Origin of the sequence: Zobellia sp. OII3, from assembly GCF_002211465.1 — a bacterium.
Taxonomy (GTDB): Bacteria; Bacteroidota; Bacteroidia; order Flavobacteriales; family Flavobacteriaceae; genus Zobellia; species Zobellia galactanivorans.
Genome location: NZ_MWRZ01000002.1, coordinates 96,495 through 120,112 on the forward strand (window position 1 = coordinate 96,495; position 23,618 = coordinate 120,112).

Annotated in this window: 13 protein-coding genes; 11 read left to right on the forward strand and 2 right to left on the reverse strand. The window is 44.4% G+C overall.

Annotated elements, in window-relative coordinates; genetic code table 11:
- The first annotated feature begins 53 nt into the window (after window positions 1-53).
- From B4Q04_RS07570 to B4Q04_RS07600, 7 genes are all read left to right on the forward strand, one after another.
- Window positions 54-617 (forward strand): sigma-70 family RNA polymerase sigma factor, encoded by a 564-nt coding sequence (locus B4Q04_RS07570; protein ID WP_161496051.1) that lies wholly within the window; start codon window positions 54-56, stop codon window positions 615-617.
- 105 nt (window positions 618-722) lie between these two features.
- Complete coding sequence (locus B4Q04_RS07575; RefSeq protein ID WP_013995261.1) at window positions 723-1,892, forward strand: FecR family protein; 1,170 nt, start codon at window positions 723-725, stop codon at window positions 1,890-1,892.
- Between the two features lie 165 nt (window positions 1,893-2,057).
- Window positions 2,058-5,540 carry a TonB-dependent receptor gene (locus tag B4Q04_RS07580; protein ID WP_088696460.1) on the forward strand — a complete coding sequence of 1,161 codons (3,483 nt, stop codon included), beginning with the start codon at window positions 2,058-2,060 and terminating at the stop codon, window positions 5,538-5,540.
- A gap of 18 nt (window positions 5,541-5,558) precedes the next feature.
- A complete protein-coding gene (locus tag B4Q04_RS07585) occupies window positions 5,559-7,238 on the forward strand; it encodes a RagB/SusD family nutrient uptake outer membrane protein (protein WP_088696461.1) in 1,680 nt (559 codons plus the stop codon).
- 129 nt (window positions 7,239-7,367) lie between these two features.
- Window positions 7,368-9,806, forward strand: coding sequence for a glycosyl hydrolase family 95 catalytic domain-containing protein (locus B4Q04_RS07590; RefSeq protein WP_088696462.1), 2,439 nt, complete (start codon window positions 7,368-7,370; stop codon window positions 9,804-9,806).
- A gap of 53 nt (window positions 9,807-9,859) precedes the next feature.
- Window positions 9,860-11,749, forward strand: a complete 1,890-nt coding sequence (locus B4Q04_RS07595) for a beta-L-arabinofuranosidase domain-containing protein (protein ID WP_088696463.1) — start codon at window positions 9,860-9,862, stop codon at window positions 11,747-11,749.
- 20 nt (window positions 11,750-11,769) lie between these two features.
- Window positions 11,770-14,388, forward strand: coding sequence for an alkaline phosphatase D family protein (locus B4Q04_RS07600; RefSeq protein ID WP_088696464.1), 2,619 nt, complete (start codon window positions 11,770-11,772; stop codon window positions 14,386-14,388).
- Window positions 14,389-14,549: 161 nt separating this feature from the next.
- On the opposite strand, the gene B4Q04_RS07605 is transcribed toward B4Q04_RS07600, so the two are convergent.
- Together B4Q04_RS07605 and B4Q04_RS07610 are read right to left on the reverse strand one after the other, a co-directional pair.
- A complete protein-coding gene (locus tag B4Q04_RS07605) occupies window positions 14,550-16,088 on the reverse strand; it encodes a rhomboid family intramembrane serine protease (protein ID WP_088696465.1) in 1,539 nt (512 codons plus the stop codon).
- A gap of 290 nt (window positions 16,089-16,378) precedes the next feature.
- The gene (locus tag B4Q04_RS07610; protein WP_013995268.1) at window positions 16,379-17,221 is read right to left on the reverse strand and encodes a helix-turn-helix domain-containing protein; all 843 of its coding nucleotides are present in this window, start codon (window positions 17,219-17,221) and stop codon (window positions 16,379-16,381) included.
- A gap of 218 nt (window positions 17,222-17,439) precedes the next feature.
- Between B4Q04_RS07610 and hxlB the strand changes: the two genes are divergently transcribed.
- The 4 genes from hxlB (at window position 17,440) to B4Q04_RS07635 (ending at window position 23,617) form a co-directional block, all read left to right on the forward strand.
- A complete protein-coding gene (gene hxlB, locus B4Q04_RS07615) occupies window positions 17,440-18,024 on the forward strand; it encodes a 6-phospho-3-hexuloisomerase (protein WP_088696466.1) in 585 nt (194 codons plus the stop codon).
- Between the two features lie 52 nt (window positions 18,025-18,076).
- A complete protein-coding gene (hxlA, locus tag B4Q04_RS07620; protein ID WP_013995270.1) occupies window positions 18,077-18,706 on the forward strand; it encodes a 3-hexulose-6-phosphate synthase in 630 nt (209 codons plus the stop codon).
- Between the two features lie 361 nt (window positions 18,707-19,067).
- On the forward strand, window positions 19,068-20,018 hold the full coding sequence (locus B4Q04_RS07630; protein ID WP_123772345.1) for a FecR family protein: 951 nt from the start codon (window positions 19,068-19,070) through the stop codon (window positions 20,016-20,018).
- A gap of 92 nt (window positions 20,019-20,110) precedes the next feature.
- Window positions 20,111-23,617 carry a SusC/RagA family TonB-linked outer membrane protein gene (locus B4Q04_RS07635; protein WP_088696469.1) on the forward strand — a complete coding sequence of 1,169 codons (3,507 nt, stop codon included), beginning with the start codon at window positions 20,111-20,113 and terminating at the stop codon, window positions 23,615-23,617.
- Window position 23,618 lies beyond the last annotated feature (1 nt).

Genomic DNA, 23,618 nt, shown 5'->3' on the forward strand with positions numbered 1-23,618 from the left:
TACAGAGGCTATTCTCTTTTTTACCATTAAGCTCTTATGAACGGATGGAATCGATGAAACTAACAGCTAATAGCTCTTTACGGAAACCTGTGGATACCAAAGAAGAAAATGGTATACGGGTAGAGGTGCAGGTTATTTTCAAGGAATGCTATAGAGAGTTCTGTTTGTTGTCTTATAGTTACGTGGCTTGTATGGACCAGGCAAAGGATATTGTTCAAGATGTGTTCGTAAAAATCTTGGTCAAAGATCAGGCAGCCGAAATTCTAAACCTAAAGGCCTATATCTGGAGGGCCGTTAAGAATACAAGCCTGAAACATTTGGAACGTTCGAAAAAATTAGAGCCCTTAAATCAAAATGCCTTGATAATCGCCTTGGAGGAAGAGGGGCCGGATGATGAACTAAGATTGAAGGTGCAAGATGCGCTCGAAAAACTTCCTCCCCAATGCAAGAACGTTTTTGAACTTTGTGTGGTAAAGGGCCAGAAATACAATTCTACCGCCGATTCCTTAGGGATTTCGGTGAATACGGTAAAGACCCAAATGAAAAAGGCATATCGCATTCTGCGAAGTAATTTGGGAAATGTGCATTATACCCTCTTCTTTTTTTGGATTTTCTAGTTTTTACTGAAAAAATTTTAAACTTTTTTCAATATAGCATCACCCTATTTTATCATTCCTGGGTCATATACCAAAGCGATCAATTTTTAAGCCTGATCGAACGGAATGAAGACTATGGACATAGCCCCGATTATAGTTAAAAAACTAAAGGACAAACTTACCGATGAAGAACGGTTCTATTTTGATGCTTGGATAAATGATTCCGAGGAAAATAGATCTTTGTTTCGTCGCCTTCAAGCTGTTAAAAAGCGGGGAGGAAACGTTTCAGAGGTTTTGGAACTCGATATCGAAGCGGATTGGCACCGTATTGTAGCGCGTTCACAATTACAAAAAAGAAAAACACAGCTCCGTTCTTTCCAACGGTTTCCTTTGAAATATGCCGCACTGCTTGTTGTGGGACTGGCCTTGGGTCTGGGCTATTTGAAATACGGTGACGATACCGATAGCCCTGTGGCACCGACCGATGCCATTACCTTACAACTGGGCAATGGTGAAGTCAAGGTGATTGCCCCCAACGAGATAAAGTCCATTACCAACAAAAAGGGAAGCGTATTGGTAAAACAGGTAGAAGAGCAATTGGACTATTCCATACATAGGGAGGACACGGAACTTTCCTATAACACCTTAAAAGTGCCCTATGGTAAAAGATTTACGTTGATCTTATCCGATAGTACCGTAGTGCACCTCAATGCGGGGTCTTCCTTAAAGTATCCGGTCAAATTTATACCGGGGCAAAACCGACAAGTCTTTCTTTCGGGTGAAGGCTATTTCAATGTATACAAAGATAAAAGGCACCCATTTGTTGTAAGTGCCGGAGGAATGGATGTTCAGGTCTTGGGCACCCAGTTCAACATATCGTCTTATAAATTAGATAGAAAAGTAAGTACCGTTTTGGTGGAGGGGTCGGTAATGCTGTATCCCGCCCAAAAAGGAGACAAAAATGGGGAGGGAACTTTATTGCAACCCGGATACAAGGCCGACTGGGATAAGTTCTATGAACAAATAGAATTTGAAAAAGTCGATACCCATACCTATACCGATTGGGTCAAAGGGGTATTGGTACTAAAGCGTACTTCCTTTAAACAGATTATAGAGAAACTACAAAGGCATTATAACGTGACCATAGAGAATAGGTATGAAAAACTAAATGGCCAAGTGTTTACCGCCACCTTTGATGTAGAGACCATAGACGATGTTTTAAATTCCTTTACGCTCGAAACCCCTTTTGAATATCAAATAACAGATAACCATATTATCATTTTCCCACCAAAATAATCACAAAACCAACTAATACCAAGTGCCTATGAAATAACCAAAAAAGAGTGAATTGAATAAAATCGAATAGGTGTTATCGAACAAAAAAAATCGGAAAATGCGCTAACATTTCCCGACTTACGATAATCAACTATTCAATAGTCAACTAAAAAACTTTACAAAAATATGGAAAAATGTACTGGCATGGGTACCTACAGTGCCCATTCGTTAAAATTAAATTTAAGAATGAAACTTTCGGCAATTCTTATAATGCTCTCTATTTTCTCCGTACAGGCTAACGGATACGCGCAAAAAACAAGGATCAGCCTTGACCTGAACGAGGTAGAAATACGCCAGGTCTTTGAGGAAATAGAGTCGATGACGGATTTTAAATTTCTTTATAACAACCAAAAATTGGATATAAAGAAATTGGTCTCGGTCAAGGTTACCAATCAGCCGGTAGCGAAAATATTGGACATACTCTTTAAGGGAACGCCCATTGATTATATCATCCTGAAAAAGCAGATCGTTATCAAGGTCGATGCTTCGAAAGCCCAAACAACACGGGTCGTGCCCGAGAAATCAAAGGTAGCCACGGTGGTCCAACGGCAAGTTCAGGGCGTTGTATTAGATGCGAACCAAGAACCGCTTCCAGGGGCGAATATCGTAGAGAAGGGCACTACAAACGGGGTCACGGCCGATTTTGACGGTAATTTTGCCATAAACGTGGCCAATGAAAACGCCATACTTGTGATTTCCTACATAGGCTTCGCGACCAAGGAGGTCAGCCTAAAGGGACAGACTTCGGTAAGTGTACAAATGGAAGAAAGTGCCTCGGGTTTGGATGAAGTCGTTGTTGTGGGATACGGAACCAAGCTAAAAGGGGAATTGACAGGTTCGGTATCGAAAGTAGGCGATAAAATATTTGAAGACCGTCCGGTGATCAATACCTTGGATGCCATGCAAGGGGCCATGCCAGGGGTTACCGTAACCCGAAGTAGCGGGCAACCGGGTCGCGAAGGCTATTCCATAAATATTCGGGGCGCCTCGTCCATAGCGGGTAGTAGTCCTTTGATCTTGATCGATGGAATTCCCGGAGATCTCAACACCATAAACCCTAATGATATTGCGAATGTTACCGTTTTAAAAGATGCGGCAGCTTCGATTTACGGTGCGCGTGCGGCCGATGGGGTGGTGATGGTGACCACGAAAAAGGGAAAGAAAGGGCGCTTGTCGGTAAATTACTCCTATAACTATGGGGTCAATATTCCAACCTACATAAGCGAAATGACCAACACCTTGCAAATGGCGGAAATGTACGATGAGGGAATGCGAAACATCGGGCAGCCCGGGGTGACCGAGGAAGTATTCGATAAAATTAGAAACAACGCTGCGCCAGAACCGGGCAATGGGTGGATGAAGTATTTGGAAAACTACCCTGGTTTTTACGGCTCGCACGATTGGTTGAAGGATATCTACGGAACCGGAACCCAAAGCATGCACAACCTATCGATTTCAGGTGGGGAAGAGAATCATGATTACCTGATTTCGGCAGGCTACAAATCGAACGATGGTGTCATCACCCATGGTGTATCAAAATCGGACCTGTACAACCTCAGGGTGAATTTCGGCTTCAATCTTTTTAAGAACAAGTTAAAGGTAAACCTACGTACGGCATTCGACAACAATGTGGTTAAGGAACCATCGGCTTTGGGAAGCGCCATAGAAAGTGCACACCTGATGTGGAGCTATGCCCCTACATATACGCCCGATGGCCAGTTTTACTGGTATCAAAACTATCAAAACCCGGTGCAATTGTTAGAGGAAAACGGGGAGAAGAGTTCAGACCTAAAGAAATTTCAAACCAACTTAAAGGCCGACCTTAGTATTACCGACGATTTAAAGCTGGTAACCCAGGTAGGGGTGAATTTCGAAATATACGATTCCAATGCTTCTAATCGTACCTTCGATCTGATCAATTGGGACGATGAAACCTTCGGTACGCGAAACAATCCGAATTCCGCAACCTATTTCAATTCTAAAAACACCTATGGTTCATATACGGCATACTTAGATTACAATAAAACCCTGTTCGACAATCATCGCATTAATTTAATGGGTGGTGTCTCGCACGAGCAAAATGAATACGAAAGTCAAAGTATAACGGGCTATAACTTTAAATCGAACGACATATTTACCCTAAACCTGGCCGACAGGACCGATGTAGCCTTTATGGATTATACAGGGTCCTTGACCGATTGGGCATTGAATTCCTACTTCGGAAGGTTCAGTTATTCGTACAACCGTAAATTCTTTGTCGATGTAACCACAAGAATAGACGGAAGTTCAAAATTTGCGGCCAGCGAAAGATGGAGTGCCTTGTTTCCCGCCGTATCGGCTTCATATAATTTGGGAGAGGAGAATTTTATAAAGAATTCGAATACGATCAACGATTTAAAATTAAGGGCTTCTTGGGGCCAATCGGGGAACCAAAACCTAAGTTTCGGTAACTACGATTATATTCCCCTTATTACGGTATCGGGGAACTATCCTCTGGGCTCGCCCAATGTTGGTTTGCCAGGTGCGGTTGCCAGTATAGCCTCCGAATCGCGTACATGGGAGACGATAGAGACTTCCAATATCGGTATCGACTTTGCCTTGTTTAAATCAAGGTTGGCCGGTAGTTTCGATTATTTCGTAAAGAAGAACAGCGATATGTTGGTCAATGTAACCTTGCCGGCAACCCTCGGTGGTACGGCCCCTACATTGAACATCGGTGATTTGGAAACCAAGGGATGGGATTTCTCCATAGGTTGGAGCGATACCAAGGGCGACTTTAAGTATTCCATTTCGGCCAACGTGAGTGATGCCAAAAACAAACTGACCAAACTGGAAGGAAACGATTCCTATGCCGAAGGATTGGTGTCGACAAGGCAGGGCTATCCCATAAATTCGTATTTCGGATTTGAATCCAACGGCTTTATCCAAAATCAACAGCAGTTGGACGAATACAAAAAATTGGAAAACGTTCCCCAGAATATCGGTATCGGTGATGCCATGTACAACGATTTGGACGGTGACGGAAAAATTACGGCATTTGGCAACCCCGAAGCGGGTACCACGGGCGATATGAAGTATTTAGGGAATACCAACCCGAGGTATACCTATTCTTCGAACATCAGTCTATCGTACAAGAATTTTGACTTTAGCATGCTCTTTCAGGGAGTGGGCAAGCGTGTCGGTATCAGGGAAGGTGTACCTAGCATGCCCTTGTACTACGTATGGCACCCTTCTATAAGTTACTTTCACGGAAAAACATGGACGCCCGAAAGAACCGATGCCGAATTTCCTAGAATCATCCCCGGTGGTGTAGGATGGGATGAACTAAGGGACTGGAACTACAAATATTCCGACCGGGTGGTAAACAAGCTTTCCTACCTAAGGGTCAAGTCCTTGGTACTGGCCTTTAACCTACCGGAATCGATTTGTGAATCATTGCGATTGGAGAGCTTTAGACTTTATACAAGTGCCGATGACCTTTTTACTTTTAGTAAGGGCACATGGGGCAATACTTATGATCCCGAAAGTTTGTTCGCGGGTAGAAACAAGACGTACCAGAATTACCCATTTACCAAAACCATTTCACTGGGCGTTGACCTGAAATTTTAAACCCTAACAAATAGAAAAATGAAAAAGTTATATAATTATATTATTTTGGTTGTTTTGCTAATTTCCGGGTGTACCAAAGACTTGGATCTATATCCTCTTGACTCTATTTCAGATGCCACCTTTTGGGAGACTGCCGATGATTTTAAATTGGCTTCCAACAACCTTTACTATTCGCTGTCTCAGCAAAAGATAGAAGCCGATGTAGAGTCTGAAATTGCGTATTTTACCGATAATTCCATAAGTAACGGAACCTATGTGGTTTCCGATACCGATGATAAATGGAATACCCCTTATACCTACATTCGACAGTGCAATAAGATTTTTGCCGAAGCGGAAAATTCTGGAAAATTAGAGGATGCCGATGTAAAAAGATTTGTTGCGGAAGCTAAATTTTTCAGGGCTTGGAACTATTGGATGCTTTTTAGGTTGTACGGGGGAGTTCCCTTGATAAAGGATGTACCCGATATCGATTCGGAAGGATTATACGACGCAAGGGCCACAAGAAAGGAAACTGTCGATTTTATGCTACAAGACCTTACCGATGCTACCCTAGACCTGCCTTTAAAATCAAGTCTTGCTTCAGCTGACGTGGGTAGGATCACCAAAGGTGCCGCCCTATCATTAAAGGCTAGAATCGCCCTTTTTGAAGGAACTTGGGGGAAATATCACGGCGCTGGTGATGGGGGATACTTAGATGTAGCCATTGCATCGGCCAGTGAGGTCATCGATAGTAATGAGTTCAGCTTGTTTACGGGTAAGGGTGCCGAAAGTTATAGATACCTCTTTATTGAGGAAGGAGACGACTCCCCTGAAAGTATATTGGACAGTCGCTATGAGGTGAACGTACGCGGTCAGAATTTCAGTGACCGTATTTTAGGTGGGGAATATATCCCTACCAAGAAATTGGCCGATGAATATTTATGTACCGATGGACTCCCCATCGATAAATCGGATGATTTCAATGGGTATGATACAAGGACTTCGGAATACGAAAACCGTGATCCCCGTATGGAAATGACCTTTGTCCGTCCCGGTAGTTCCGTGGTCTGGTCACTTTTCCCGGAACCTATTGAAAGTTGGCCATTTTTCCCGTCAAGAAATGGGAATACGGGCTATATGACCAACAAGTACAGATCTGAAAACGAGTTTGGGAATACCACCCAACAGAACCAATTCGGATGGGATACCCATGTGATCCGCTATGCCGAAGTATTGCTTATCTATGCGGAAGCCTTATACGAAAAAAACGGTAGTATCAGTGATATCGATTTAGATAAGTCGATCAATGTGATCCGTGATAGGGTAGGGATGCTGCCTCTAAAAAACACCTTTGTTAGTTCGAACGGATTGGACATGAAGGAGGAGATACGAAGGGAGCGTACCGTTGAACTTGCCTTGGAAGGCTATCGCTACGACGACTTGCGAAGATGGAAGATCGCCGAGGAAGTTCTACCACAGACCGTCTTAGGTATCAAAATACTAGGTTCACAATGGGGTACCGATCCTATTATCATCAATGACGACGATAAGAACATCTATCTCAAGGAAGACTACCAGAGCCGAACCGATGCGAATGGCTTCCTTATCGTAGAGCCTTCCGAAAGGCGATATTTCGATGAAGGAAAACACTATTTGAGGCCCTTGCCAACAAGGGAAATCAATATAAACCCAAAGTTGGAACAAAACCCAGGTTGGTAAACCTTAATTTACCGCTATTTACAATTGAAATTGGGGCGATAGTTATCGCCCCAATATTTAATTTTTATTCTGGCGCAAGTGGTATATAAACAGGTAACTTATTGAAGGAAACAAAAGAAAGAAAATATAATGAAATACAACATTGTCAAATTATTTATAGTGGCCATAACCTTCCTTTCCTGTGACCGCCAAAGCGATACCAAGAAAGAAAGCTATTCCAAAGCTATATATAGTGTGCTACCCGCGGATATGTGGCAAGATGCCCTCGTGAGTGGTAATGGGGCAATGGGTATCATGGTATTTGGTCAACCTGAAAATGAACAGGTCATCTTTAATCACGAATTCCTCTATGAACCTATCGGGAATGAAAATGTTGAACCACCCGATATTGCCAAGTACTTACCGCAGACCAGAAAAATGTTGATGAATGGCAATTATGAAGGGGCCATTACCTATTCCATTGATAGGGCAAAAGATGAAGGCCTCCCAAAATTGCTATGGACGGATCCTTACCATCCGGCCCTTGTCATGAACATCCAACAACCACAGATCAATTCTATCGAGGATTACGGAAGAAGCCTAAATTTTGAAACAGGGGAAGTGGTAGTAAGTTGGAAAGATGGCGGACACCGCTTTGACCGCAGATCTTTTGTAAGCAGAAAAGACCATGTCATCGTTCAAAAAATTGGCGGTGATGGGGCTATCAATTGCGAAATCTCAATGGATATGCAGGGGGCAAAGCCGGAAGATTGGGCCACTAGGGAAGAAGTTCCCTATGGGGTGTCAGATGTTACACGGTCGCTAAGCTCCGATTGGCTTACATTTCGGGTGAATTACCGGGTCAATGAACGGGGTTATGAAGTGCTTACCAAGGTGGTTGTAAACCAAGGAAATACTGCTGTAAACGACAGTGTTTTGAGTATTCGGGATGCGGAAGAAGTTTTGCTGATCAGTAAAATCATTCCTTTGGAAGATTTTGGAAAAAGCCAAATTGAAGGGGCCAAAAAAGCCATAAACAAAGTTGGGCTAGACTATAAATCCTTATTGGCACGTCACGCTAAAGTTCATGGGGAAATTTTCAACCGGGTAGACTTTGATATTTATCCCAACGATTCGGTCCGGCACTCGACAGAAGAACTGATTGCCCAACAGATTAAAAACCCCGATCGTATTTCTCCCGAATTTCTAGAAACCATGTTCTATATGGGACGGTACGCCTTATTGTCTTCGAGTGGCGAAAACCCGCCCAATTTAATGGGGATATGGAACGGGCAATGGAGACCGGAATGGTCAGGTGATTTTACCACCGATGCCAATGTAAACCTTCAGATTTCCTCGGCGAACATTACCGACATGCCCGAAGCGATTGATAGTTATATGAAAATGTTGGAGCGGATTGCCCCCGATTGGGAAATAAATGCTAAGAACATTTACGGTTGCAGAGGGTATTTATCAGGATTCAGGACCTCGGGGAGAAGGGGCTTGCATACCCATTTTAACGCCTCCTTTCCGGGTCAGTTTTGGGTGTCAGGGGCAGGATGGCTGCTCTCCCCATGCTATGAGTATTATCAAACGACAGGGGATGAGAAGTTCTTGAAGGAACGTTTGTTGCCGATGATGGAAAAGACCGCTCTCTTTTATGAGGACTTCCTCACCGTTAAGGATAGTAAGGGAAATTTTGTTTTCGTTCCTTCCTATTCTCCCGAAAATACACCGTCAAACTTAAAGGTGGGCGGGGTAATAAACGCTACCATGGATATTGCCGTAGCCAAGGAGATTTTTACCAACTTGATTACCGTGTACGATGATTTGGGAATTGAATCAGAAAGGAGAAAGCAATTACAGGAACTAATAGACAAGCTTCCTCCTTACCTTATCAACGATATTGGAGGTTTAAAGGAATGGGCCGCCCCCAATTTAGAGGACAACTACGACCATCGCCACGCATCGCACTTTTATCCGGTGTGGCCGGGACATGATATTAACCCTGAGGAGACGCCCGAGCTTTTTGATGCGGCCATAATAGCGGCAAATAAGAGAAAATCCGGTAACTTTTCCGCGCATGGACTCATGCATCGGGCCCTGATCGGCGCAAGACTTAAACAGGCCGATTTACTGTATAAAAACCTGGCCTATATGCTGTCTAAAAAGTTTATTTACAGGGGGATGTTTACCTCCCATAATCCGGATCTCGAAATTTTTAACTCCGATGCACTCTGTAGTTTGCCCACCGTCGTGGCCGAAGCCTTGGTATACTCTCGCCCGGGGTTTATTGAGTTGTTGCCGGCCTGGAAAGAAGATATCGCCGTGGGTAAGATCACAAATATAGTGTGCCGGACCCAAGCCCGGGTGAAGGAGCTATCGTGGGATTTTAACAAAGGTGTAGTGCATTGTACCATCTACTCCAATAAAAAGCAGGATATCAATCTACTGATTAGGGACTATCACACCACTTGGACCAGCGAAGATAACTCGGGAAAAGAGCTTACAAGTAAAGGCGATCCGTTGAAAATTTCATTTGAAGAGGGAGAAACCAAGACCTTTACGATAAGCTTGGGGAAGCGCTGAACAGCAAAATTATAAGGATAGATGAATAATAAAAATTTAAAACAATTAAGATAATGAAAAGTACTCTTGTATACATCGCTTTAGTTGCGGTAGGTATTCCACTGCTCCATGCCCAAGATGTTGTACCGGCTAAAGTTTCGGATGAGTTTCATCAAGTTTTGGTAAAGAACGTCAAGATAGAAGGCGAAATCGGAAGGCGACTTGATGTGACCATGGACAACAACATCAAAAAACTCCATCTCGATGAAAACTTCACGGATCACTTTAAGGCCAAAACCGGACCCGAAGTGGTAGGGGCCTTTATCGGTATGGGAATGCTCATAGATGCCTCCGTACGATTGGCGGCCTATTCCCATGATCCGAAAATGATGGAAATAAAGAACGAGATTGTCGATAAGGTTATTGACGAACAGCTGAAAAATGGGTATTCTGGATTTTATAAGCCGGAACGTAGACTGTGGAACAGCCAAGGGGGTGGTGATAATTGGGATATCCATGAAATGGCCTTTATCATAGACGGGCTAACATCCGACTATGAACTGTTCGGGAACAAACGCTCGCTCAAAGCGGCCATAAAGACGGCTGATTTTATTATGGAACATTGGCACGAAATGCCCGATGATTACGCCGCCGAAGTAGATATGCACGTGCTCGACACGGGAATCGATTGGGCTATTTTCAGACTGTATAAAACCACGGGTGAAAAACGCTTCCTGAATTTTTCGGAAAAGACCAAGTCCTTGTACCAATGGGATACCAAGATCGAGATCGGCCGTAGACCTGGGGTAAGCGGACATATGTTCGCCTATTTTGCCATGTGCATGGCGCAAATTGAACTTTACCGGTATACGGGAAACAAGGAGCTCTTGCAACAGACCGAGAATGCCATGCGGTTTTTCTTGGCGGAAGATGGCCTGACCATTACGGGAAGTGCCGGACAACGTGAGATTTGGACCGACGACCAAGATGGGGAAAACGAATTGGGGGAGACCTGTGCTACCGCATATCAAACCAGGGTTTATGAAAGCTTGCTCCGTTTGACCGGAAAGGCAGAGTACGGCGACCTCATTGAAAGAACCGTGTATAACGGACTCTTTGGCGCCCAATCACCAGACGGGGGAAAGTTACGCTACTATACCCCCTTTGAAGGGGAGCGTCATTACTACGATGTGGAATACATGTGCTGCCCCGGCAATTTTAGAAGGATTATTTCCGAGCTGCCCGGAATGGTTTATTACCGGTCGAAAGAAGATGGGGTGGCCGTGAACCTTTATGCCCAATCCGAAGCAAGGGTAGAGCTCAATGACGGTATTACGGTAGACGTACAACAGAAGACCAGCTATCCGACCTCGGGAAGGGTAGAGTTATCGGTCTCCCCGAACAAGGCATCGACCTTTCCGCTTTCCTTGAGGATCCCTTCGTGGGCCAAGGAGGCGACTATTACGGTCAATGGCGAAAAATGGCAGGGAGAAATCAAACCGGGGACTTTTGTGGATATTACTAGAAAATGGACGTCGAAGGATCGGGTACTTCTAGATTTTCCGATGGATATCCGTTTTATAAAAGGAAGGAAAAGAAATTCGGGACGGGTGGCCCTCATGCGTGGCCCCATAGTCTATGGGTTGAACCTTGATAAAAATCCGGAAGCCACCGCAAACGGGAAGCGTTCCTTTTACGACCTGAGAAGGATTTTGTTAGACCCGAGTACCTTGAGCGGCCCTGAAAGTGACGATTCGGTACGTCCTGATGGTACAGCTGTTTTTATTAGCGGTTGGAGGGAAAATAATAGTGGAAAGGCAGATCGCAAACATGAATTTAGGTTGAAACTGACCGAGTTTCCCGATCCCGATAACGAATTCATTTATTTTAAAATACCCGATTACAGCATAGAAGTAGAAGATGAATTGGTAGATAAATCGGGAAACTATTTGAATGTGGATTAGTCCACTAAACTATAAGTAACATGAAACGTAGGGATTATATAAAGACGGTGTCGCTAGGAGCGATCATACCTATGGCGTTTTCGGGCTATGGGATGTCTAGATTTTTTAAAAAGGAATTAGGGAAGAATGTTCCCGTACAGTTTAAGAGTGCTTGGGACCTGTGGTACGATATGAAGTGGGTAGGCCCCGAATACTGGGGAAACAGGTTACAAGACTGGGAAATACGTGACGGCAGGTTGCTTTGTAATATAACGGCAAAGAACAGAAACTTGCAGCTGCTGACCGTTCAAAACCATAACGGCGATGCCGGGGTGCGTACCTCGGTCACCATTGAAGTGGTAAACCCCGAAATACGACAATTGGATAAGGGTTGCGTGGGAATGCTTTTAGGGGGGAAAGGCGATTTTGAAGATTATAGGTCCGCCATTTTTGGAAACGGATTGGTTGTAGGGCTGACACCAACAGGTAAGTTAAAGGTGGGCGAGGCGATAATCGAAACGGGTTTCGAGGAGCTGCCCAAACACTTTACCTTATCGGTAAGCACTTCCCTTGGGCCAAATGACAGCCAGAAGCTTCAAGTTGAAGTGTTAGCGGGAAATAAAACCCTCTTCCTTAGCAAGGACTTAGTCGTGCAAAAAACGGAGGTACTTGGGAATTTTGCCCTTATGGCGGATTTTCAAGGGAAGGGCCTTACCGAAGATCGCCCGTCTTGTGCCTTCTCCGATTGGAGCATTCAATCTTCATCATTGTATGAAAACGAGGACCAGATATTCGGACCCATTTGTTTTACCCAATACACCTTACATAGAAAGCGATTAAAACTTAAGGGACAGTTTGCCCCCTTTGAAAAAATACCGGGACATAAACTGAGGCTGGAATTTAAAAAAGAGGGCGGATGGGCCGTAGAAAAGGAAATAAGCTTGACGCATGCCGGGAGGACGGAACTTTTTGTTATTGACAATTGGGAAGGAAACAAGGATGTGCCCTATCGTATTGCCGTAGAATTGCCCAGAAAAGATGGCGTTCTTCAATACTACTATGAAGGGACTATCGCCGAAGAGCCCAAGGATAAAGATGAGCTTAAACTGGCCGTATTGAATTGCAATGCCGATTATGGTTTTCCCGATAGTGATATCCATGAGGCCTTGAGTAAACTGGACTACGATATCTGCGCCTTTCTTGGGGATCAGTTTTATGAACGGAATGGTGGTTACGGATCTCAATTTACGGGCGACTTCGATAAACGCTGTCTTGATTTTTTAAGAAAGTGGATGATGTTCGGCTGGTCGTACCGCGAAGTATTCCGGCATAAACCCTGCGCCGTCATTACCGATGACCACGATGTGTACCAAGGTAACCTATGGGGTGCCGGAGGGAGCCATACGGACCCTAGTTTGGGCTACGGTTCGGATGCCCAAGATTCGGGAGGATATAAAATGGATCCCGAATGGGTGAATATCCTTCAATTTACACAGACCGCCCATTTGCCCGACCCCTACGATGCTACGCCTGTGGAGCAAGGGATCAATGTATACTATACGCAATGGGATTATGCCGGACTGAGTTTTGCCATTTTGGAAGACCGTAAGTTTAAATCGGCCCCAAAAATGGTATTACCGCCCGAGGCCGAAGTCTATAACGGTTTTATCGTGGGCGAAAATTTCGATATCAAAAAACACAGGAATATTGAGGCCGATCTACTGGGGGAACGCCAAGAGGCCTTTCTTGAGGATTGGGTACAAGACTGGCAAGAAGACACACAGATGAAGGCCCTTTTGTCACAGACCATTTTTGCCGCGGTCGCTACCTTGCCCAAAGACAATAATACGGGCGAAACCATGGTGCCGACCTTGCATGTTCCGGAAAAGGGGGAATACATTGAAGGAGATGTGATGACCGTAGATGCCGATAGCAACGCCTGGCCCCAGAATAAAAGGGACAAAGCCTTAAGGACCATCAGAAAAGCCATGACCTTCCACATTGCGGGAGATCAGCATTTGAGCACCTTTATTAAATATGGGGTAGACGAATTTGGCGATTGCGGTTATGCTTATACCGGTCCTGCCCTAAACAATGTATGGCCGAGAAGGTTCTGGCCTCCGGTCGATGGCAGTGGACATAGCCACGATAACCCGGCCTATACGGGCGACCATATCGATGGATTTGGAAATAAGATTACCGTAGAGGCTGTGGGCAATCCGTATAATTCGCACAAGGAACCGGTCATTTTGCACAACAGGGCCAATGGTTACGGAATAGTAAGCTTTAATAAAAAGGAACGCACCATAAGGACCGATTGCTATAAACGCTTCTACGACCCCTTACAAAGCGATGCACAATACCCAGGTTGGCCGATAACCGTGAAACAGGAAGACAATTACCTTTCAAAGGCTGATCTGTTTTTACCCGAATTGCATATCACTTCAGAAAAGCTTCCCTTATTAAAGGTGTTTGAAGAAGACGGTTCTTTGCTATATGTATTGCGATTACCTTCCAATACGTATAGTCCACGCGTATTTGCCAAGGGGAAATATCGTATCTCCTTGGAAATTATAGGTAGCCCGTCACTTAACAAGCAATACAAAGTAAAAGCGGGGCGGGAACCGCTCAAACGCATAAAGGTAGACCTTACCGCATAATGCCGTAGTCCTTTTTAGGTTGTCGTCCTTCCCTTTAATAAATTCCTTATAAAGGGCAGGTCGATATCGGAAGGGCTAGAGGGGTACAGAAATTTAGAAATGAAAAACGGTGGGTTTGAAAGCCTGCCGTTTTTATATGAAGGGGTGTTGTGGCCCTATTATCATTTTGCCTTTTGCATTAGGGCTTCCTTTTGGGTTACGATGAGGATTCCTCCAATTACGAATCCACTTATCAAGCCGCCAAAATGCGCCGCATTGTCGATTCCTCCAAAAAATCCGAACAATAAACTTCCTCCTGCATAAAGTCCTAATAGAATCCACGTTGTTGAGCGCATATAACGCGGGAAGATTTTAAAGATGGTAAAGGCCAGAATGATACCATATAGTCCGAAAATAGCACCGGAAGCCCCAACGCTTACCGTATTTTCATACCAAAGTATACTGGCGATACTGGCCACGATTCCACAAAGGATATAGCTCAATATGAATTGGACTCTTCCGAGAATACTATCCAATAGCATTCCTCCCAATCCTAAACCGACCAAGTTCATAACAAGGTGTAGCAAACCGCCATGGATAAAGGTCGATGTAAGAAGTCTCGAAAACTCCCCGGTCATTACCTCGGCCCTTCTGTTTCCCCCTATTTCCAAAAGTTCTTGTGGTGTGGGGGAGATGATGTTCAATCCTGAAAACATCATCACCAGAAATACCGCGATATTCAAGAGTAATAAGATCGAGGTGGACTTATAGGGCCCCATGGGATTCAAGTATTCTAAAAACTCTTTGAGGTCGTCGTCTTTGAGGTCTTTTCTTTTTTTGAAGTTGTTCAACTCCTTCTTGTTAATTCCGGGAAGGGTGGTCATCAAAAGCAAAACGAAGGCCCCTATGCCGAATGAGGCAAAGATCCAGGTAAAGCTATTGTCGTGCTTATCGACAAAAGATTCCATCTTTGGTACCAGAATGATTTGCCCTTTTTCATCTACACCCTTATTCGCCGTTTTGATGGCCCCTAGAAAGCCGTCCCTGTCATCTGAATTTCCTAGCTTTTGAAAGTAGTTGGCATTTTGAAAGCTGTAGGTTTTTAATTTTCGTTCCGAAGCCTGTATGAAATTTTTGTAGGCGACATCTTTTTCGTGATCATTTAATCTATTGCTGATCGTTTTTTTGAAAGTAATACCATACCAAACATTCTCGGCGTTCTTAAACGGACAAGATATGTACAGGTGGAAATTAAGTCGGCTATTATACTTTCCGGAAGTCCGTGATGTTACATAGGGCAATAGCGTGCCCTTGTCAAGGCTATAGGTATTGACCTTGAAGTATTTTTCCTTTTCATGGGCCTTGGTCTGTTGAATGTTGTTGACGAAGATTAAATCATAGGAAGCTTTTTGAAGATAATTCTGACTGATGATGATAGGCACCGTCATGGCCAGTGCCATTGCAAATTGATAGGCAAAGTTTCCGTCCCCGCCTTTCCTACTTATTTTTAGGATGCGAATCCTTCGTCTTAGCCAAAGTAATATCGGTACCCATGGAATGGCAAAGGGAATCCAAAAGTTCAGCAAGTCTTCTTTTAGGGGGAGAATGCCCAATTTGATATCGAAAATCCATCTGAAAAGGTTGTAGGACAGAATGGTAGCTATGGAGATGATCAAAAAAGGGAAATAAACTTCCCTGAGTTTTATGCTAAGCCTATTCATTTTTCGATGCCTTTTTTAATACGTCTACGGGGGATTTCAACCGGTAGAACTTCAAATGTGTTCCCACTGACTTTTCGCTTTTATACCTAAGCATTGGCCTATACCGACCTTACGATACCTAAGGCAAAATAACAAGTACGAACTGAAATTGCTAAAGTTACGGCAAAGGTCTAACGGTAAGAAGTTATCTTTTATTTCTCTTTGCCTCAGGAATTTAATATCATGTCATATAGACCCGAAACTCTTTTCGGTATTAAGGGCCGGTTTCCCATCCAAAGAATCCACTTGATTTAGCTATACAAAGTATTTTCATGGGAAATCACATGTTCCTTCACCTTATTTTGAAATTCCAAAGGGGTGAGTCCTGCATGTAGTTTAAAAAAGCGGCTAAAATAGGAGTGGTCCTTAAACCCAAGTTTATAGGCTATTTCCTTAATGGTATTCTCACTGTGTATGATCTGCCGCTTGGCTTCCAATATGAGCCTATCGTGTATGATTTGCACCCCGGTCTTGTTCAGTTTCTCCTTGAGGATTTGGTTGAGGCGCTTAGCGCTTATCCCCAGTTTTCCGGCGTAGAACTCGGCATTGCGTTGATCTTCGTAATTTTTTTCGAGCAAGAGCATAAACTCGTAGACCCGCTTTTCGTTAATATCGTGCAAGGTAAAATGCTGCTCTTTTAGCTGGATCAATTGGAGAAGAAAAACCTTTAAGACGGCCTTTACCATGATTAAATTGATGGTTTCCTGATTGTACTCGGCTTCCAAAAGTTCAAGAACCGAAATGAGTCCCTTTGAACTCTCCTCGTTGACCTGAAGGCAGGAAAATTCCCCTTGTATATTGAACATCCGGAACACATCCAACAGAAATTCCTTTAAGTCGCCCTCCAACAATTCTTGTTTAAAGGAAATCAATACCCCGTTTTTTCCCGCCTTGTTCAATTGGTGGACCCTATAGGGGGGAATCAAATAGATCCAATCCCCTTTTAAGGTTTGAAAACTGTGTTGCGGAACATGAAGGGCGTCTTCATTGCGCAACCATACGATTTCAAAAAAATCCTTTCTTGCCGGGTCGTTTAAATAGGCCGGGGGGCAATTGCCCAAATCTCGAATATATAACACTTTATCACTGAGCATAAAACCTCTGTTTTGTTGTTTGCGGACGAGGGTTTTAAATAGCCGATGGCACCCCGTTTCCAAAATGTACCACAAAAATAGCGAATAGCACCACCCTAAATGGCGATGTGGGCAAATTGTACCACATATCTATCAGATTGTATAACTATTCGCCATGGGTACCCGCCTAATTTTGTACTCGAGTTTAAGGAAGGAAACGATTTTAAGTCGATTTAAAGATGGAGAACATACTTGAGGAAAACGAAACCCGATTAGTGGAAAGTGCAATGAAGTCCATTGCAAACGAGCACCTTAGGCTAATGGAGCTTATGCGATACGGGGAATGGGCCGCTTTAATTCCCGTGATTACGCAGGCCAAACGTATTTTTATAATGGGAGCGGGGCGCACCGGACTCATGATGAAGGCGGCGGCAATGCGTTTTATGCACTTAGGCTACGAGGTACATGTAGTGGGGGAAACCACCTCACCGGCCATAGGTGCGGGCGATGTACTGATTGCCGGTTCGGGTTCGGGTACGACCCTGGGTATCGTCAACGCCGCGGAAACCACGAAGCGGGTAGGGGCAGGACTGATATGCTTTACGACCAACCCCGATTCACGATTGGCCCTATTGTCTGACCATGTGGTGCGCATACCCGCGGCAGAAAAGCAGGGACGTGACGAATCTATTTCCAAGCAATATGCGGGCAGTCTTTTTGAACAATCGCTCTTATTGGGTTTAGACGCTTTATTTCAGACCCTTTGGGAATTGGACGGGAGTCCGGCTTCCGAACTTTGGAAGCGGCACGCCAATATGGAATAACATATTCGATTTCAATACTGAATTAATAATAGAACATTTTAAACATAGAATTATGGCAAAGTTACAAGTAGCAATAGATTTATTAAGAATAGAAGATGCCATTGCATTGGCGACCAAGGTGTCCCCGTACATCGACATTATAGAATTGGGAACGCCCCTTATTAAGAGTGAGGGCCTATCGGGAATCAGAAAGATGAAAGATGCCTTTCCCGATAAATTGGTCTTGGCCGATCTAAAAACGGCCGATGCAGGGGAGTTGGAAGCCGATATGGCCTTTGGTGCCGGAGCCGATTACATTACGGTGCTAGGGGCAACGGGTGATGCGACCATAGCCGGGGCGGTAAAATCGGCAAAAGCGCATGGCAAGGGTATCGTAGTCGATACCATTGGCGTAAAAGACCGGGTAAAACGTGCCCAAGAGGCCATTGCCTTGGGGGCCGAATTTGTGGAATTGCATGCCGGTCTTGACGAACAGGCCGAAGAAGGATATTCCATTCAGGTATTGATAGATGAAGCTGCCAGGGCGGGAGTACCCGTGTCTATTGCCGGAGGTGTAAACCTAGGCAGTATTACGGCCGTAAAACAATCCGGAGTAACCGTAGCGGTAGCGGGAGCCGCCATTTACGGTGCCGAAGACCCTACCCAAGCGGCCAAGGAGCTAAAGGAATTATTGGAAGCCTAGGCCCTACCAAGCTTAAATTATTCCCGGATCCCCATAACGATAAGTTGTGGGGATCTGTTGTTTTATGGATAGGCCAATCATGGCTTTTTTACACCATAATCGAGATTAAATGCCCCGAGTTGGTTTACGAAGCGGAAAAGCATTTTTGGCTTACCCGGGAAGGGCTATTCTTTGACGGCCTTCTCATACTTCAAAAGACGAAGGCACTACTAGCGTTCTTACCTCTAATGTTAAGGGAATATTGTGTAGGGATAGAGGAATGTTACGTAATGATTAAATACCCGATATTCTCGAAACCCATTTACGTGTATAGCCATTTTTAGGTGTCTACTTAGTAGTAGCAACACTAAAAATTGTGCTTTTGAATACCGATGAATTCATAAAAATATTAGAGAAGTATGCTTCGGGTCACGCCACGGAAGAGGAAAGGGAGATCGTGGATGCGTATTTTGATAAACAACAATTACCATCTGACCTTACACCTCTATCTACAGCGAAGACAAAGTCGAATCTGTATCGACGAATAGAAGGGGAGATGAAAGAGGTCAAGCATATAGGTCCCTCGTACAGGTCCTTTTATAGCATAGGCATTGCGGCCAGTATTCTTCTTGTGATCGGCCTCTTTATATTTCTAGGCTACGGGCCCGAGCCCACAATGCGTACGGTACAAACCCGCTATGGCGAAAAGCAGGAAGTGCTATTGCCCGATGGTACTTTTGTGATGCTGAACTCTGGGAGCTCCATACAGTTTCCCGACCAGTTCCAAGAAGGTTTACGGGAAGTTGTATTGGAAGGGGAAGCCTTTTTCAGGGTGCACCGAGATACGAGCCGTCCTTTTCGTGTAAAGACCCAAGAGCTGACCACCGAGGTGTTGGGCACCTCGTTTAATATCAATTCATTTCCTGAGAAAGACAGCATTACCGTAAGTGTGGCCACGGGGAAGGTCATGGTAAAAAACAGCGATGGGCTAAAGGAAATTCTACTTCCCGACCATCAATTGCATTATCACAAAACCACATATGCTTATAGAAAATCGGCCGATGAATCTGCTATAGATGCAGCTTGGACCTCCAACACCATTTATCTCAATAACATAAGGCTTGAAGAGGCCCTATATATGTTGGAAAAATGGTTCGATGTGTCCATACGTCTATCCGACCCCTCCTTGGCAGATAAAAAAGTAATAGGGAAATATCGTAATCCCAATTTACGGCAGACCATGGAGAGCTTGAGTTTTTTACTCGGAATAGAATTTAAGGAGAAGTCGCCCTCTACCTATACAGTCATTCCTAAAACCCGCTTGCCTATGTAACATGTCCCCCTGAACAAAAAAAGCCTTTCCTACACGAATAGAAAAGGCCGAAGATTTTACTAAAAGCCTGAAGAACTAATAGAAAACCTAAAATGAAAATAAAAGTACTAAAAAATAGATTGAAGCTAAAAGTCATCGGATTTTTACTTCTGTCGACCTGTTTTACCGCGCTTGCAAAGCCAAGCAATGGAGAGGTCGATGAAATCAAAATTACGCTAGAGGAGAGCAATAAGACCTTGGTCGAAATATTCGATCATGTTGAAGCGGTTTCCCATGCCTCCTTTGTTTACAATGAAAGGATACAGCGTTTGAATATTACCAAAAGTGTCGATTTTAAAGATGCTTCACTAGAAGCGGTAATGTACCGTCTATCAAAAGAATTCCCCATAAACTATAAGATTATCGCCAAAACGGTCACCGTAACCCTTGCCGATATCGTACAAGACAAGGTGAAAGTTTCGGGAACCCTAGAAGACGTACAAGGCGTGGCCTTAATGGGGGTCGGTGTGATGGAAGTGGGGACCCAAAATGGTATTGTTACCGATTTTGATGGCAATTTTTCAATTCAAATGGCACGTGGCGGTACACTTGAGTTTTCCTATATGGGGATGTTGACCCAGACCATGACGATTTCGGAAGATCAATCGGGATTGATCGTTGTTCTTAAGTCTGACGAACAAATGTTGGAAGAGGTAGTCGTTATCGGCTACGGTAGCAAAAGCAAGGAAAAGCTGATCGATGCCGTAAACAAGGTCGATGTTTCCACTATCGAAAACAGACCGCTGTCAAATGCGGCCAATGCTTTGCAGGGGGTGAGCCCAGGTTTGAACATTACCCAATCAAGTGGTAAACCGGGGCAATCGCCTCGAATAAATATTCGCGGTTTTACTTCCATTAATGGAGGATCTCCCTTGGTTATTGTCGATGGGGTAGAAGGGGATATCAATAATTTGAACCCTAGCGATATTGAGTCCGTTAGTGTATTGAAAGATGCCGGTGCATCTGCCATTTATGGGGCCCGAGGTGCTTTTGGGGTAGTCTTGGTTACGACAAAAAAAGCGAAGAAGGGCAATATTTCCGTGAATGTAAACCATACCACGGCCTTTAGTTCCCCGACCATGAACACGGACTTTTTAACCGACCCGTATAAGTCTACCATGTTGGTCGATGAAGCGTTCAGAACGGCGGTAGGAAGGTCGTATACCGGTTATACCGAACAAGATTACGATGCACTTTTGGAAGTGTCCCAAGACCCGTCAAAGGCTAGGGTGGTCATCGATAATAGAAATGGGCGCGACCAGTACGTGCATTATGGGGCAACCGATTGGTGGAATACCTTCTTTAGAAAAAGCGCACCTTCGAACATTACCAATGTTTCCCTTTCGGGAGGCTCGGATAAGGTTAGGACGTTTTTCTCGTACCGAAACTATGAATCTACGGGTATTCTAAAGGTTCAAGATGATATCTATAAGCAATACAACTTAAGGGGAAAGATAGAGGTAGATGCGAATGATTGGCTGACCTTTACGAACAACATGCAGTTCAACCGTTCGAACGACCTACAACACGGGGGCAGTCAATACGGAAACTATGCCGACCCTTGGGGCAGTTTATTGTGGGTACATGCCATTCCGGCCTATAGCCCTACCAATCCCGACGGTAATGCACTTTGGAGAACCGAATTGAACAACTATACGGTCGGCGACGGGGTCTATGCGGCCCTCTTGCACGGTAAGTCAAAGCAAGAAACCGTAAATCAGGAATTCTCGAATATCGCTACAGCGGTCATTAGTCCTTTTGAAGGTTTGGATATTACTACGAGCTACGCCTTGCGAAAGCAAACCTACAACAGGTACCAAAGGTCAACGCGAATACCTTATTCCATATTTGTTGGGGAGGTCGGTACCATGGGTAGTGATCGTTTAAAAGAGTACAACACCCAATCGAGTTACGATGCCTTTAATATCTATGGAGAGTACAAAAAACAATTGGGCGACCATTTCGTGAGCGGTATGGTAGGTTTCAACCAAGAGTCTTTTGAAACCAAGAGTTTTGAAGCCAGCAAGCTGAATAGTATTTCAGATGATTTAAACTCCCTAGGTTTGGCCACCTCCAACGCCGAAGCCAGTGGTAGCGCCTCGGCCTGGGCCTTACAGGGTGTTTTTTACCGCTTGTCTTACGACTATAAGAAAAAGTATCTCTTGGAGATGAACGGTCGCTACGATGGATCGTCGAGATTTCCGTCTGATTATCGTTGGGGCTTTTTCCCCTCGGTTTCTGCAGGCTGGGTAGTTTCTAACGAAGATTTCCTAAAGGAGGTCCACGCCGTCAGCCAAGTGAAATTACGTGCCTCTTATGGGTCATTGGGCAACCAAAACATTGATGACTACGCCTATATCCCTACCTTGAATAAGGATATTGATTCCGGTTATGCCATGGATGGGTCTACCTTAGATTATATCGAGTCGCCCAACCTGAACCCAAGGGCAATTACTTGGGAAGAGGTAAAGACCTTGAATTTGGGTACCGACCTTTCCTTCTTTAAGAACCGCTTGACCACTAGTTTCGACTGGTATCAGCGCAATACCGAAGGGATGTTGACCAAAGGAGCGACTTTGCCGAGTGTATTGGGTGCCCCATCGCCCCAAGAGAATGCGGCCGATTTGCAAACTAGGGGCTTTGAACTGTCTTTGGGCTATAACGATTCCTTCGAAATTGGGAATGATTCTTTTGAGTTTTCGGTCGTAGGTACCTTGTCGAATTCCAAAACAAAAATTACCCGCTTCGATAACCCGAACAATAGTCTATCCGATTTTTATGAAGGTATGACGATCGGCGAGCTTTGGGGCTATGATGTGGAGGGACTCTTTCAAACGGAAGAGGAAGTGGCCGCCCATGCCGATCAGACCAGGGTGTCGAACCGAATTGTGGCCGCCGGAGGTCTACAGCCCGGTGATGTAAAGTATACCGACTTGAATAACGACGGGGTGATCGATGATGGTGAAAATACCTTGGAGAATCCTGGCGATAGAAAGATTTTAGGGAATACTGCCCCTCAATACCTTTATAGCTTTAAGTTGAATGCCGCCTACAAAGGTTTTGACTTTTCCGCCTTCTTTCAAGGTGTTGGCAAGCAAGATTGGTACCCGAATCGCGATTCGAGATTGTTTTGGGCCATGTACAACCGACCTTATGATTCCTTTATCCGAAAGGATATGGTCGGTGAGATCTGGACGCCCGAAAACACCGATGCGTATTACCCAAGGCTTTTTGGGTATATCGCACTTTCCGAAAGCGATGCACTGGGAGCGGTAAACAATCGATATTTACAGAGTGTGGCCTACCTACGGATGAAGAACCTGACTTTGGGCTATACCTTGCCAAGTGGTATTACCGAGCGTATGCCCTTCAATAAACTAAGACTTTATTTTAGCGGTGAGAACCTTTTGACCTTTAGTAAACTCACCGATTACATCGACCCCGAAGCGGCCAGTAATTCGGTAAACCTTAATTCTCCCTCGACTTCCACGAATAGGAGTACGGCCCAATCAACGCCGTTTTCCAAAATATATTCACTAGGTATTTCACTACAATTTTAAA

Coding starts and splice junctions, on each gene's coding strand:
- hxlA (WP_013995270.1), top strand. CDS start 18,077: ATGGCAAAGTTACAAGTAGCAATAGATTTATTAAGAATAGAAGATGCC.
- B4Q04_RS07585 (WP_088696461.1), top strand. CDS start 5,559: ATGAAAAAGTTATATAATTATATTATTTTGGTTGTTTTGCTAATTTCC.
- B4Q04_RS07610 (WP_013995268.1), bottom strand. CDS start 17,221: ATGCTCAGTGATAAAGTGTTATATATTCGAGATTTGGGCAATTGCCCC.
- B4Q04_RS07635 (WP_088696469.1), top strand. CDS start 20,111: ATGAAAATAAAAGTACTAAAAAATAGATTGAAGCTAAAAGTCATCGGA.
- B4Q04_RS07570 (WP_161496051.1), top strand. CDS start 54: ATGAAACTAACAGCTAATAGCTCTTTACGGAAACCTGTGGATACCAAA.
- B4Q04_RS07590 (WP_088696462.1), top strand. CDS start 7,368: ATGAAATACAACATTGTCAAATTATTTATAGTGGCCATAACCTTCCTT.
- B4Q04_RS07595 (WP_088696463.1), top strand. CDS start 9,860: ATGAAAAGTACTCTTGTATACATCGCTTTAGTTGCGGTAGGTATTCCA.
- B4Q04_RS07580 (WP_088696460.1), top strand. CDS start 2,058: ATGGAAAAATGTACTGGCATGGGTACCTACAGTGCCCATTCGTTAAAA.
- B4Q04_RS07600 (WP_088696464.1), top strand. CDS start 11,770: ATGAAACGTAGGGATTATATAAAGACGGTGTCGCTAGGAGCGATCATA.
- B4Q04_RS07575 (WP_013995261.1), top strand. CDS start 723: ATGAAGACTATGGACATAGCCCCGATTATAGTTAAAAAACTAAAGGAC.
- hxlB (WP_088696466.1), top strand. CDS start 17,440: ATGGAGAACATACTTGAGGAAAACGAAACCCGATTAGTGGAAAGTGCA.
- B4Q04_RS07605 (WP_088696465.1), bottom strand. CDS start 16,088: ATGAATAGGCTTAGCATAAAACTCAGGGAAGTTTATTTCCCTTTTTTG.